This window comes from Nocardioides abyssi, from assembly GCF_030412915.1.
Taxonomy (GTDB): domain Bacteria; phylum Actinomycetota; class Actinomycetes; order Propionibacteriales; family Nocardioidaceae; genus Nocardioides; species Nocardioides abyssi.
In genome coordinates this window covers 99236-112194 of the sequence record NZ_JAUHJR010000004.1, presented here as the reverse complement: position 1 = coordinate 112194, position 12959 = coordinate 99236, and the positions used below count along the sequence as shown (strand labels likewise).

Below are 12959 nucleotides of genomic sequence, written 5' to 3'. Positions count from 1 at the left end.
ACGCGGGGCGACGCGCCGCGATCGGGTCCCGATCTCCCTCGAACTGGTGACGGGGGCGCTCCGTAGGGTGGCGCGGTGAGCACCTACCGCAGCCTGCAGCGGACCGAGGCCGAGGCCCGGGCGGCCCTCCTGACGGTCGAGTCGTACGACGTGCGCCTGGACCTCGCCGCGGACGAGTCGACCTTCGCCTCGACCACGACGATCCGCTTCGACTCCCTCGGCGGCCCGACGTTCGTCGACCTCAAGCCGGCGCGGGTGCACCGGGTCGTGCTCAACGGGTCGGCGCTCGACCCCGACGCCCTGGACCGCGGTCGGCTGCCGCTGGAGACCGCGACCGGTCCCAACGAGCTGGTCGTCGAGGCGACGATGCGCTTCCGAAACGACGGCGAGGGGCTGCACCGCAGCGTCGACCCGGTCGACGGCCGGCACTACGTCTACGGCATGTCGTTCATGGACGCCGCGCCCAGCGTCTTCGCCTGCTTCGACCAGCCCGACCTCAAGGCGCCCTACACCGTCACGGTGCTCGCGCCCCACGACTGGACGGTCGTCGGCAACGCGCCGGCCACCAACCCCGAGCCGGGCCTGTGGCACATCGGCCCGACGCAGCCGCTGTCGACGTACTTCGTCACCGTCGTGGCCGGCCCCTACCACCTGGTCCGCGACGAGCACGACGGCATCGCGCTGGGGCTCAGCGCCCGCGCCAGCCTGGCCGGGGCGCTGGAGGCCGACGCCGACGAGCTGATGACGATGACCCGGCAGTGCTTCGACGAGTTCCACCGGCTCTTCGGCATCCGCTACCCGTTCGGCGACTACCACCAGGCGTTCGTGCCGGAGTTCAACGCCGGTGCGATGGAGAACCCCGGCTGCGTCACCTTCCGCGACCAGCTGGTCTTCGACACCCGGGTCACCCGCGGGCTGAAGATGTCGCGCGCCACGACCGTCGCCCACGAGATGGCCCACCAGTGGTTCGGCAACATCGTGACCCCGCGCTGGTGGGACGACCTGTGGCTCAACGAGTCGTTCGCGGAGTACATGGGCGTCCGCGTCACCGCCGACGTCACCGAGTACGCCGACGCCTGGGTCGACAACTCCTACGCCCGCCGCCAGTGGGGACTGACCGCCGACCTCGGGCCGGGCACCCACCCGGTCGCGGGCAACGGCGCCGCCGACGCGGTCTCGGCGCTGCAGGACTTCGACGGCATCTCCTACGCCAAGGGCTCGACGGTGCTGCGCCAGCTGGCCGGCCGGCTCGGCGACGACGTCTTCCTCGCAGGGGTCGTCGACCACCTGGAGTCCCACCGGTTCGGCAACGCCACCATGCACGACCTGTTCGCCAGCTGGGAGCGGGCCGGTGCCGGCGACCTGTCGGCCTTCACCGACCAGTGGCTGCGCACCGCCGGGCCCGACGTGATCGCCCTCGACCGCGCGGCCGGCGTGCTGCGGCGCACCCCGCCCGCCGGCCATCCGGCCGACCGCGCCCACACCCTCCGCGTCGCGGTCGCCCGCGGCGGGCGCTGGGAGGTCGAGCAGGTCACCGTCGAGGGTCCCGAGACGGCGTACGACGCCGGCGACGCGCCCGTCGTCGTCGACCCGTTCAACGACACCTGGGCCGCGGTCGTGCCGGACACCGCGACCGTCACCGCCCTGGCGGACCTCCTCCCCTCGATCACCGACCCGGCGCTGGTCGCCGGGGTGTGGAACAACGTGCGGACCGCCCTGCACCTGGGCTCGGTCGACCCCGCGGCCGTCGTGGACCTGGCGGTCGCCCGCTTCCCGGTCGAGGACACCGGCGACTTCCCCCACGTCGCGGTCCCCCGCCGGACCATCCCCTGGGTCTTCCAGACGCTGGTGCCGCTGGCCCCGGAGGGCTCGATGGAGCGGCTGCACGCGGCGGTGCTGGCCCGGCTCGAGACGCTCGAGCCCGGCTCGGAGGAGCAGCTGGCCGCCTTCCGTGCCGCCATCCGCTCCGCGACCGACCCCGCCGTGCTGCGTGGCTGGCTCGGCACCGCGCCGTCCGGCATCGAGGCCGACCTGGACCTGCGGTGGCGGGTGCTCGTGCGGCTCGCGGTCCTGGGGGCGACCGACGCCGCCGAGCTCGACGCCGAGCTGGCGGCAGCGCCGACCGCGGCCGCCACCGTCGAGCACACGCGTGCCCGCGCGTCCCTGCCCGACGCCGACGCCAAGGCGTGGGCTTGGGCCCGGTTCACCGGCGAGGTCGACGTCCCCAACTACGAGCTGGAGGCGGCCGGTCTCGGGCTGTGGCAGCCCAGCCAGCGCGAGCTGACCGCGCCCTACGTCGAGCGCTACTTCGCCGACCTGCCCGCCACCGCCTCCGTGCGCAGCGGCTGGGTGCTGGCCGACGCCGCCGAGGCGTTCTTCCCCGCGACCTCGATCGAGCGCTCCACGCTCGAGCAAGCACGCGCGCTCCTCGAGGCACCGGACCTCGCCGACCCGCTGCGCCGGCGGCTCGCCGACGGCGCCGACCGGCTCGCCCGGATGCTGGCCGTGGAGGAGGCCCACCCCGCGTGACCACGTCGAGACCCCGCCGCCCGGGACCCACCGTCCGCACCCGCGTGCACGAGCTGCTCGCGGACGGCGAGCGACGCCACGAGGACCGGCTGGCGACCGAGGAGCCGCTCGAGATCCGGCTCGCCTGGCCCGGCTCGCCCGCGCGGCGGGTCTGGGTCACCATGCGCACGCCGGGGAACGACTTCGAGCTGGCCGCCGGCTGGCTGGTCCACGAGGGCCTGGTGCAGGGATCGGGTCATGTCGCGAGCGTGGCGTACTGCACCGACACCGACCTGTCGCCCGAGCAGGAGTTCAACGTCGTCACGGTCATGCTCGACGGTCCGCCGCCGACCGACCCCGGCCACCGCCACGACACCCTCGGGTCGGGGTCGTCGGCCTGCGGGGTCTGCGGCAAGGACTCGGTCGCCTCGGCGCTCACGGTGAGCGCCGCGGCCCGGTGGACGGGCGACCTCCCCACGCCCGACGTCGTACGCCGCCTGCCCGACGTGCTCCGCGAGCAGCAGCGCGTCTTCGAGCGCACCGGCGGGGTGCACGCGGCCGGTCTCTTCACCGCCGACGGGGAGCCGCTGGTGGTGCGCGAGGACGTGGGCCGCCACAACGCGGTGGACAAGGTGACTGGCGCCCGGGTGCTGGCCGGTGCGTCCCCGTCGGGGGCGGTGCTGGTGGTCAGCGGCCGGGCCGGCTTCGAGCTGGTGCAGAAGGCGCTCGCCGCCGGTGTCGGCGCCCTCGCGGCCGTCGGCGCACCCACGAGCCTGTCGGTGCGACTGGCCGGCGAGGCGGGCCTGGTGCTCTACGGGTTCACCTCGGCCCGCCGCTGCGTCCGCTACACCTGAGCCCTGTGATCTCGGGCCCGATCCGGCCCACCCCGGCGTGGGTCCGAGGGACTGTCGGCGCCTCCTCCTACGGTCCTTGCCATGCGCATCCTCCACACCTCCGACTGGCACCTGGGCCGGTCATTCCACCGTGAGGGGATGCTCGGGCACCAGGCGGCCTTCGCCGACCACCTGCTGGAGGTCGTGGCGTCCGAGCGGGTCGACCTCGTGGTGGTCGCGGGCGACGTCTACGACCGCGCGCTGCCCCACGTCGACGCGGTGCGCCTGGCCGACGACGTGCTGGTCCGGCTCGCCGCGTCGCGCGCGAAGGTCGTGGTCTCCAGCGGCAACCACGACAGCGCCCAGCGGCTCGGGTTCAGCTCGCGGCTCATCGACGCCGCCGGCGTGCACATCCGCACCGACCCCGCGGGCGTGGGCACGCCCGTGCTGCTCGAGGACGAGCACGGACCGGTCGCGGTGCACGCGCTGCCCTACCTCGACCCGCACGCCGTCGCCGCGCCGTGGGAGCTCCCCCGCCGCTCGCACGAGGCCGCGCTGGCCGAGGCGATGGTCCGCGTCCGCGCCGACCTCGCCACCCGGTCGGGCACCCGCTCGGTGGTGCTCGCCCACGCGTTCGTCGCCGGCGCGCAGCCCAGCGACTCCGAGCGCGACATCTCCGTCGGCGGTGTGTCGATCGTGCCGACCACCCTGTTCGACGGGATCGACTACGTCGCCCTGGGCCACCTGCACGGGCGGCACACGCTCACCGACCGGGTCCGCTACAGCGGCTCGCCGCTGGCCTACTCCTTCTCCGAGGCCGACGACCGCAAGGGCTCGTGGCTCGTCGACCTCGCCGCGGACGGCTCGGTGACCGCGGAGTACGTCGACGCCCCCGTCCCCCGCCGGCTCGCCCGGCTCACCGGCACGCTCGAGGAGCTGCTGGAGGACCCGCGCCACCGGCCGCACGAGGACTCCTGGGTCCAGGCGACCCTCACCGACGAGGTGCGGCCCCTGCAGGCGATGGAACGGCTGCGGCGGCGCTTCCCGCACGCCCTCGTGCTCGGCTTCGCCACCCCGCCGCCGGGTCTCGGCGTGGCCCCGGCCACCCGCACGGCGGGCCGCACCGACCACGACATCGCCGCGGAGTTCGTCCGCGACCTGCGCGGCACCCCACCGACCGACGCGGAGCGGGCGCTGCTCGACGAGGCGGTCGACGCCTGCTGCGACGACCAGGACCTCGACCGGGCCGTGCTGGGGGTGGGCGCGCGGTGAGGCTGCACGTCCTGGAGGCGACGGCGTTCGGGCCGTTCGCCGAGACCGTCCGCGTCGACTTCGACCACCTCTCGTCGGCCGGCCTGTTCCTGCTCTCCGGCCCGACCGGCGCCGGCAAGACGAGCGTCCTCGACGCCGTCTGCTTCGCGCTGTACGGCGACGTCCCCGGCGACCGCTCGAGCGCCAAGCGCCTGCGCTGCGACGCGGCCGCGCCCGGCGTGGCCCCGCAGGTCACCCTCGAGGCCACGCTCGGCTCGCGCCGGTTCCGCATCGTCCGCTCACCCGCCTGGGAGCGGCCCAAGAAGCGCGGCACCGGCACCACGACCCAGCAGGCCGCGGTCACGCTGACCGAGCTGGTCGGCGGTGCGTGGATCCCGCTGTCCTCCCGGCTCGACGAGACCGGACACCTCGTCTCCGAGCTGCTCGGGATGAACCTCACCCAGTTCACCCAGGTCGCCATGCTCCCCCAGGGACGGTTCCAGGCGTTCCTGCGTGCCCGCTCCGAGGAGCGCCACGAGCTGCTCCAGCGGCTCTTCCGCACCGGCCGCTTCGCCGACGTCGAGCGGTGGCTGCGTGACCGGCGCCTCGACCTGCGCCGTCGCTCGGAGTCCGCGCACCAGGGCGTCGCCGACCTGGCCAGCCGGGTCAGCGAGGTCGTCGGCACCCCCGTGCCGTGGGACGTCCGCGACCTCACCGAGCCCGCCGGCGACGGCTCGCTGCTGGCCTGGACCGACGAGCTCGCCTCCGCCGCCACCACGTCAGCGGCGACGGCCACCGGGGCCGCGGAGACCGCCGGTGCGGCCGAGGCCGGTGCCCGCGAGGCCCTCGAGGCCGGACGCAGGCTGACCGACGAGCGGGCCCGGCTCGACGCTGCCGCCCGGGAGCACCGCCTGCTGCTCGACGAGGCCGCCGCGGTCGCAGCCGACCGCGACGTGCTCGAGGCGGCCCGCCGCGCCGCCGGTGTCGCGCCCGTGCTCCGCCTCGTCGACCAGACGCGCTCCGCCCGCGACGCCGCCGCTCGTGCGGTCGCCTCCCACGACCGGGACGCGCTCGTCGCCGACCTCGACGCCGCGGTCGGCGCGGCGGCCCGGGTCGAGGCGCTGCGCCCGCGGGCCGCCCGGCTCGCCACCCTGCACGCCGAAGCCGGCCGGCTCACCCGCCGCGCCGACCAGCTCCAGGGGCTGACCGCCGCCGCCCGCGCGCGGGCCGAGGCCGTCGAGTGCCGGACCACCCTCGACGCGCTCGACGTGCGGATCAGCGCCCACGCGACGGTCGCCCGCCTGACGAGCGAGCTCGCGTCCGCCCGCGACGCGCTGCACGAGGCGCGCGCGGCCACGATCGCCGCCAAGGAGCACGCCCTCGACGTACGCCGCGCGCGACTGGACAGCATGGCCGCCGAGCTCGCGGGTGCGCTCGCGGCAGGCGCGTGCTGCCCCGTGTGCGGATCCGGCGACCACCCTGCCAAGGCCGTCGCCGGCCCCGACGCCCCGGACGAGCGCGCGGAGAAGGCCGCCCAGCGTGTCGTCGACGACGCGTCGTCCGTCGAGCACCTGCGCGACGTGGAGGTGCGTGAGCTGGTCACCCGCCTGGAGCACGCCCGCGACGCGGCCGGGCCCGAGGACGCGACCGCGCTCGAGGCCGAGCGGTCCGCGCTCGCCGGCACCCTCGACCGCCTGCTCGCCGCCGGCGGGCGCCCGACGAGCGACGCCGCCACCGCATCCCGCGAGCTCGAGCAGCTGGTCACCGAGGCCGCCTCGGTCGAGGCCACCCGTCGCTCGCTCGCCGACGAGGCCGAGCTGCTCGCAACCGAGCTGTCGGAGGCGCTGGCCGACGCCGCGGAGCACACCACCGGCGACCCCGCCGCGGATCTCGACCGCCTGCTGCGGCGCCACCGGACCGCCGAGCAAGAGTGCCGCACGGCGCTCGCAGCGCTGGACCGGCTGGCCGAGGCCGAGCGTGCCGTCGTCGAGGCCGAGACCGCGCTCGCCGATGCGGTCGCGGAGGCCGGCTTCGGCGACGCCGGCGCGGCCGCGGCGGCCCTGCGCGAGCCCGCGGCGTGCACCCGGCTCGAGCAGCGGATCGCCCGCCACGAGCAGCGGCTCGCCGTGGTGACCGAGGTCCTCCGCAGGCCGGGCGCCGAGGAGCTCGCCGCCACCGAGCCGCCCGACCTTGACGGACTCGTCGACGCCCACCGCACCGCGCTCGCCACCCTGCAGGACGCTCGCGCCGACGCGGACCGCTGGTCGACCCGCGCCCACCGCCTGGCCTCGCTCTCCACCGCGCTCGTCGCCGCCCTCGACGACTGGGCGCCGCTGCGCGCCGAGCTGGAGCTGACGACGCGGCTGTGCTCGTTCGTGGAGGGCAAGTCGGCCGACAACCGCCTGCAGATGCGGCTCTCGGCCTACGTCCTGGCCTACCGACTCTCCCAGGTCGTCGCGGCCGCCAACGAGCGGCTCGCCCGGATGAGCGACCAGCGCTACTCCCTCGAGCACACCGGCCGCCGCGGGGCCGGCGAGACCCGCGGCGGGCTCTCGCTGCTGGTGCGCGACGACTGGTCGGGCGAGGCCCGTGACCCGGCGACGCTGTCGGGCGGCGAGACGTTCGTGGTCTCGCTGGCCCTCGCGCTCGGCCTCGCCGACGTCATCACCAACGAGGTCGGCGGCGCGACCCTCGACACGTTGTTCGTCGACGAGGGGTTCGGGTCGCTGGACGCCGACACCCTCGACGACGTCATGGACACCCTCGACTCGCTGCGCGACGGCGGTCGGGTCGTCGGCGTCGTCAGCCACGTCGCCGAGATGCGTGACCGCATCCCCACCCAGCTGCTGGTCGCCAAGTCCCGGCACGGGTCGACCGTGGCCGTGCGCGGCTGAACGAGCCGGTCGGCCCCCAGGTAAGGCCGCGACGCGCCCCCGTCAGCGCCTGGCTACCTCGACGTGCTGCCGCGGGGGCGCCTCGGCGGTCAGAGCCGGAACTGGTCGCCGGCGGGGTCGTCCCCGGCCGGATGGGCAACGCCCACCTCAGCCTCTTCCCCTACGACCCGCTCGCCACCGGCGACGGCGATCTGGTGGTCGCCGCGGGCAACGACGGGACCTGCTCGCGAAGTACCGCTCCAGCTCGCGGAACCCGCCCGGGCTACAGCGCGACCGGCAGCTTCGTCGGCCAGCCGCTGAAACTGTCGGTGGGACGCTGAAGTTTCATCGGCCCACCGTGAGTTTCATCGGGCAGCCGATGAAGCTCACGCCTCCCGCAGCGCCCCGAGGCCGCCGAAAAGGCAGGTCAGCCCAGGCCGGACCAGGCGGAGACGTCGAGCCCCCAGTCGTCGGTGAGGCGACGGGCCTGCGGGCGGTACATGACCTGCAGCGACTCCTTCAGCCCCGGCGTCCAGTCCCAGTCGGCCTGGGAGGACGAGCCGGAGGCCCGCTCGACCTCGACGAGCGGCACGGGGTCCACGCCGACCAGGCGCCACACGTCGTCGACGGCGGCCTGCGGGTCGCGGCGGACGTTCTCGTAGACCATCACGTGCATCCGCTCGCGTCCGACGGCCGCGGCCCAGGCGTCGAGCTGGTCGGCGTAGAAGCCGCTCCAGGTCTGCACCGTGATCGGCACCGGGTAGGGCCACGACTTCCCGCGGGTGGCGGCGAGCCGCATCGCGGAGCGGAAGCGTTCCACCGGGTCGCGCAGGAGCACCAGGATCGGCGCGTCCGGGACGAGTCGGGCGGCGGTGGCCGGCGCGGAGGCGTGGCGCAGCGACTGCGGGGTCCACTCGCCGCGGTGGACGCCGTCGGCGGGGAAGAGGTCGAGGTACTCCGAGGCGTCGACCCGGCCGTCGCCGACCTTGTGCAGCAGCTGCTGCTCCTTCTTGCCGTTGGTGCCGAGCCCGACGGCGGGGTGCTGGGTCAGCAGGTCGGTGAACCAGGTCGTGCCGCTGCGCTGCGCGCCGATGCCCAACCACGCCGGTGAACTCATGGGGAGCACCCTAACGACGCCGGTACGCCGTCGCGGACGGGACGTGGGCGGCCCCCGGAAATGCGGTGGCGCCGCTGTCGGTGACCGGGTCTAGGGTCGCGCCCATGAGCGAGCCGGGCCTCGATCCCACCTTCACCGCCCTCCCCCACCGCGACCTCGGCGAGGTGGCGCTGAGCCGGGCGCGCGAGCTCGGTGCGAGCCACGCGGAGTTCCGGTTCGAGCGGGTGCGCTACCAGCACGTCGGCGTCCGCGACGGGGCGCTCCAAGGCGCCAGCGACGCCGAGGACCTCGGGTTCGCGGTCCGCGTGGTCCACCGCGGCGCGTGGGGCTTCGCGTCCGGCGTCGTGCTCACCCCCGAGGAGGCGGTCCGCGTCGCCGACACGGCCGTCCAGGTCGCCCGGGTCGCCGCTGCGATGACGACGACCCCGGTCGAGCTGGCGCCGGAGCCGACGTACGACGACGTCACCTGGGTCTCCTCCTACGAGGTCGACCCGTTCACCGTGCCGGTGGCCGAGAAGGCCGCCTTGCTCGTCAGCTGGACCGAGCGGCTGCGCCTGGGCGCGGCCGTCGACCACGCCAGCGCGAGCCTCCAGCAGGTCGACGAGCACAAGTACTACGCCGACCTCGCCGGCACGCGCACCACCCAGCGGCGCATCCGGCTGCAGCCGTCGTTCGAGGCGATGGGTGCCGGCGCGGACACCTTCGACTCCATGGCCAGCATCGCGCCACCGGTCGGGCGCGGCTACGAGTACCTCGTGGGCGGCTCCGCCGGGCCGCTGTGGGACTGGGACGCCGAGCTCGCGGAGGTGCCCGAGCTGCTGGCCGAGAAGCTGGCGGCCCCCAGCGTCGAGGCGGGTGACTACGACCTGGTCATCCACCCCTCCAACCTGTGGCTGACCATCCATGAGTCGATCGGCCACGCCACCGAGCTCGACCGGGCCCTGGGCTACGAGGCCAACTACGCCGGGACCAGCTTCGCGACCTACGACCAGCTCGGGTCGCTGCAGTACGGCAGCCCGGTCATGAACGTCACCGGCGACCGCACCGTCGAGCACGGCCTCGCGACCACCGGCTTCGATGACGAGGGCGTGGCGACCCAGCGGTGGGACATCGTCCGCGACGGGGTGCTGGTCGGCTACCAGCTCGACCGACCGATGGCCGCGATGAAGCCCGAGCTCGCCGGCCCCGACCACGCGCAGGGCCGCTCCAACGGCTGCGCGTACGCCGACTCCCCCGGCCACATCCCCATCCAGAGGATGGCCAACGTCTCGCTCCAGCCCGCTCCCGACGGGCCGAGCACTGCGGAGCTGATCAGCCGGGTCGAGCGCGGGCTCTACGTCGTCGGCGACAAGTCGTGGTCGATCGACATGCAGCGCTACAACTTCCAGTTCACCGGCCAGCGCTTCCACGAGATCCGCGACGGCGAGGTCGTCGGGCAGGTGCGCGACGCGGCGTACCAGTCGACCACCACCGACTTCTGGGGCTCGATGGAGGCCGTCGGCGGCCCGCAGACCTGGGTCCTCGGCGGCGCGTTCAACTGCGGCAAGGCCCAGCCCGGGCAGGTCGCCGCCGTCAGCCACGGCTGCCCCACCGCGCTCTTCCGCGGCGTCCGCATCCTCAACACCACCGACGAGGCAGGTCACTGACATGCAGCCCCGGGTCACCCCCCAGTCCCTGGTCGAGCACGCGCTGGCGACCACGATCGCCGACGACTGCGTGGTCATCGTGCGCGACCGCACCAGCGCCAACCTCCGCTGGGCCGGCAACACGCTGACGACCAACGGCGTGATGCACGGCGTCGACGTCACCGTCGTCTCCTTCATCCGCCGCCCCGAGGGCACCGCCACGGGCTCGGTCTCTGGCAGCGCGACCGACCAGGCCCAGATGTCGGCGCTCGTCACCGCCGCCGACGCCGCCGCCCGGGCCGCCTCGCCCGCGGAGGACGCGGCCGAGCTGGTCCGCGACCGGGTCTCGCCCGACTGGGACGACGAGCCGGTCCGCACCGGGATCGAGGTGTACGACGCGTTCGCGCCCGCCCTCGGCGAGGCGTTCGGCCGGGCGGGCGCCGGCGGCCGGGTGCTCTACGGCTTCGTCAACCACGAGCTGACGACCACCTACCTCGGTTCGACCACCGGCCTGCGGCTGCGCCACGCGCAGCCCACGGGCCACTACGGCTGCACCGGCAAGACCGCCGACCTGGGGCTCAGCGCCTGGACCGGCGGCGCGACCCGCGACTTCGCCGACGTCGACGCGCTCGCCATGGAGGCCGAGCTCGAGCGCCGGCTCGGGTGGGGCGAGCGCCGCGTGGACCTGCCCGCAGGCCGCTACGACACCGTGCTGCCCCCGAGCGCCGTCGCCGACCTGATGATCGACGCCTACTGGTACGCCGGCGCGCGGGTCGCCCACGAGGGCCAGTCGGTCTACAGCAAGCGGGGCGGTGGCACGCGCGTCGGCGAACGGATCGCCCGCGAGGGGGTCCACCTGCTCAGCGACCCGGCGTACCCGGGACTGGAGTCCTCGCCGTTCGTCGTCGCCTCCTCCTCGGGGAACGAGTCGTCGGTCTTCGACAACGGTCTGCCGCTCGAGCGCACCGACTGGGTCCGCGACGGCGAGCTGGCCGCGCTGCTGCAGACCCGGCACTCCGCCGCGATGACCGACCTGCCCGTCACCCCGGCGATCGACAACCTGGTGCTCGGCGTCGACGGCGGGACCGGCTCCGCCGAGGACCTCGTCGCCGGGATCGAGCGCGGGCTGCTGCTCACGTGCCTGTGGTACATCCGCGAGGTCGACCCGCAGACCCTCCTGCTCACCGGGCTGACCCGTGACGGTGTGTACCTCGTCGAGGGTGGCGAGATCACCGGTGCGGTCAACAACTTCCGCTGGAACGAGTCCCCCGTCGACCTGCTCCGGCGGTTCACCCACGCCGGCGAGACGGTGCCGAGCTTCAGCCGGGAGTGGGGCGACGACTACTTCAGTCGGACCGCCACCCCGGCCCTGCGGGTGCCGGACTTCAACATGTCGAGCGTCTCGCAGGCGATGTAGCAGCGGTGACCGGCTCGATGCGCCCGGTCCGGCCGGAACCGCTCGGGCGGTCGACGCGTCCGACCGCCGTGCCCCGGAACCCCCTGCTGGCTTCGCGCCAAGCCCGCCGCACGACCCTGGGCCTGGCCGCCGCCCTCGTCGCGGCGGCCGCGCTCACGGCATGCGCCGGCGCGGGCGGCGACGGCTCGGCCTCGTGCGCCGCCGTGCTGGAGATCGACGGCGTCCGCTACTCCGGGTACGGAGACCTGCGCCGGCAGCCGGAGACCACGGGCCGTCGGCTCGACGTGGTCGTGCCCGGCTGCGACGACACCGGCGGGCAGGGCGGTGCCGAGCCGGACCGGGCAGCCTCGGCCGAGGAGCTCGCCGGCGTGGCCGCGGACCGGGCCGTGCTCCTGGACGGCCTGCTCTACGTCCGCGACGGTAGCGACCTCCCAGCGGCGGCGCGGGTGTGGTTCGACCCGGTCAGGTGTGCCCACGCGGGCGAGGCCGAGCTGACCGGGACCTGGCTCGGCGTGACCGGATCGCAGGAGCCCCGCGCCGACGGCGACCTCCGCCCGCCGTACCGGATCGACGTCGCCGTCGCCGACGGCCCCGCGACGTACGCAGGCACGACCGTCACGCTCCGCGTCACCAGCGACACCCAACCGGCCCTCGGCCGCGACGACGTCCGCGACACCCTCTGGACCGGCGGCTCGGTCACGGCCCGGGTCCGCTGCGACGACGGCCGGTTCTCGGTGCTCGCTGTCCGGTCGACCACCCCGGCGGAGTAGGGCGACGCAGGCCCGGCACAGGGACCCCGCCGGGGTGACAGTGCGGCTACCGCTGCCTGCCCGCGGCGAAGAGGCCGACCGCCTTGTCGATCCGCCGCCGGCGGGTGTCCTCCGCCTTGGCGTCCTCGACCTGGCCGACGTGGTAGCGCTGCAGGCTGTTCGACAGGCCGTCGAAGAACGCCCGCACCCCGTTCGCGTCCATCGCCTCGGCGAGGTCGGCGGGGACGTCCACCTCCCGGGGCGTGGTGGCGAGGGTCAGCGTCACCCGGACCGGGTCACCTCCGGCGAGTCCGGTCGCTGCGCGCACCGCGGCGCTGACACCGACCAGGTGCTCCCCACCCATCACGGCGACCGTGCTGCGGTACTCGTAGCCGTTCAGGTCGACATGGACCGGCGGCCGCTTGCCCTGCCCCAGCCGGGCGACCGCCTCCGGCGGCACGACGATGCCGGTGTTGTTGCCGCCGGCGCGCAGCGTCGTCTCGAAGGTCACGCTCGCGGGGTGCTCGGTGCTCATGGGGTCTCCCGTCGCCGCTGCGGCCGACCGCGTCGGCTCCTGGCGGGACGA

10 protein-coding genes are annotated in these 12959 nt (G+C 75.0%); 8 read left to right on the top strand and 2 right to left on the bottom strand.

What is annotated here, in order from left to right; genetic code table 11:
* Positions 1 to 75 precede the first annotated feature (75 nt).
* The 5 genes from pepN to QWY29_RS11390 all read left to right on the top strand — a co-directional run bounded on the left by pepN (position 76) and on the right by QWY29_RS11390 (position 7806).
* Positions 76 to 2529, top strand: coding sequence for an aminopeptidase N (gene pepN, locus QWY29_RS11410; protein WP_300960923.1), 2454 nt, complete (start codon positions 76 to 78; stop codon positions 2527 to 2529).
* Entirely contained in the window at positions 2526 to 3362 is an 837-nt protein-coding gene (locus QWY29_RS11405) for a formate dehydrogenase accessory sulfurtransferase FdhD (protein ID WP_300960922.1), read from the top strand. The genes pepN and QWY29_RS11405 overlap by 4 nt, the downstream gene beginning before the upstream one ends.
* A gap of 81 nt (positions 3363 to 3443) precedes the next feature.
* A complete protein-coding gene (locus QWY29_RS11400; RefSeq protein WP_300960921.1) occupies positions 3444 to 4613 on the top strand; it encodes an exonuclease SbcCD subunit D in 1170 nt (389 codons plus the stop codon).
* Positions 4610 to 7486, top strand: coding sequence for an AAA family ATPase (locus tag QWY29_RS11395; RefSeq protein WP_300960919.1), 2877 nt, complete (start codon positions 4610 to 4612; stop codon positions 7484 to 7486). Before QWY29_RS11400 ends, QWY29_RS11395 begins: the two co-directional genes overlap by 4 nt.
* A 131-nt stretch (positions 7487 to 7617) precedes the next feature.
* Positions 7618 to 7806: a hypothetical protein gene (locus tag QWY29_RS11390; RefSeq protein WP_300960918.1), complete on the top strand. Its 189-nt coding sequence runs from the start codon at positions 7618 to 7620 to the stop codon at positions 7804 to 7806.
* Between the two features lie 86 nt (positions 7807 to 7892).
* On the opposite strand, the gene QWY29_RS11385 is transcribed toward QWY29_RS11390, so the two are convergent.
* Positions 7893 to 8582 carry a sulfotransferase family protein gene (locus QWY29_RS11385; protein WP_300960917.1) on the bottom strand — a complete coding sequence of 230 codons (690 nt, stop codon included), beginning with the start codon at positions 8580 to 8582 and terminating at the stop codon, positions 7893 to 7895.
* A 104-nt stretch (positions 8583 to 8686) separates the two neighbouring features.
* On the opposite strand from QWY29_RS11385, the gene QWY29_RS11380 reads away from it, so the two are divergent.
* The 3 genes from QWY29_RS11380 to QWY29_RS11370 all read left to right on the top strand — a co-directional run bounded on the left by QWY29_RS11380 (position 8687) and on the right by QWY29_RS11370 (position 12394).
* A complete protein-coding gene (locus QWY29_RS11380) occupies positions 8687 to 10228 on the top strand; it encodes a TldD/PmbA family protein (RefSeq protein WP_300960916.1) in 1542 nt (513 codons plus the stop codon).
* Position 10229: 1 nt separating this feature from the next.
* Positions 10230 to 11624: a metallopeptidase TldD-related protein gene (locus QWY29_RS11375; RefSeq protein WP_300960915.1), complete on the top strand. Its 1395-nt coding sequence runs from the start codon at positions 10230 to 10232 to the stop codon at positions 11622 to 11624.
* 68 nt (positions 11625 to 11692) lie between these two features.
* A complete protein-coding gene (locus tag QWY29_RS11370) occupies positions 11693 to 12394 on the top strand; it encodes a DUF6281 family protein (RefSeq protein ID WP_300960913.1) in 702 nt (233 codons plus the stop codon).
* Positions 12395 to 12440: 46 nt separating this feature from the next.
* Here the strand turns inward: QWY29_RS11370 and QWY29_RS11365 are convergent, their stop codons facing one another.
* On the bottom strand, positions 12441 to 12908 hold the full coding sequence (locus QWY29_RS11365) for a YdeI/OmpD-associated family protein (protein ID WP_300960912.1): 468 nt from the start codon (positions 12906 to 12908) through the stop codon (positions 12441 to 12443).
* Between the last annotated feature and the right edge of the window lie 51 nt (positions 12909 to 12959).

Bases quoted from the DNA above. Each gene is read 5' to 3' on its own strand.
- QWY29_RS11400 (WP_300960921.1), top strand. From the start codon at position 3,444: ATGCGCATCCTCCACACCTCCGACTGGCACCTGGGCCGGTCATTCCAC.
- QWY29_RS11390 (WP_300960918.1), top strand. From the start codon at position 7,618: ATGGGCAACGCCCACCTCAGCCTCTTCCCCTACGACCCGCTCGCCACC.
- QWY29_RS11385 (WP_300960917.1), bottom strand. From the start codon at position 8,582: ATGAGTTCACCGGCGTGGTTGGGCATCGGCGCGCAGCGCAGCGGCACG.
- QWY29_RS11380 (WP_300960916.1), top strand. From the start codon at position 8,687: ATGAGCGAGCCGGGCCTCGATCCCACCTTCACCGCCCTCCCCCACCGC.
- QWY29_RS11375 (WP_300960915.1), top strand. From the start codon at position 10,230: ATGCAGCCCCGGGTCACCCCCCAGTCCCTGGTCGAGCACGCGCTGGCG.
- QWY29_RS11365 (WP_300960912.1), bottom strand. From the start codon at position 12,908: ATGAGCACCGAGCACCCCGCGAGCGTGACCTTCGAGACGACGCTGCGC.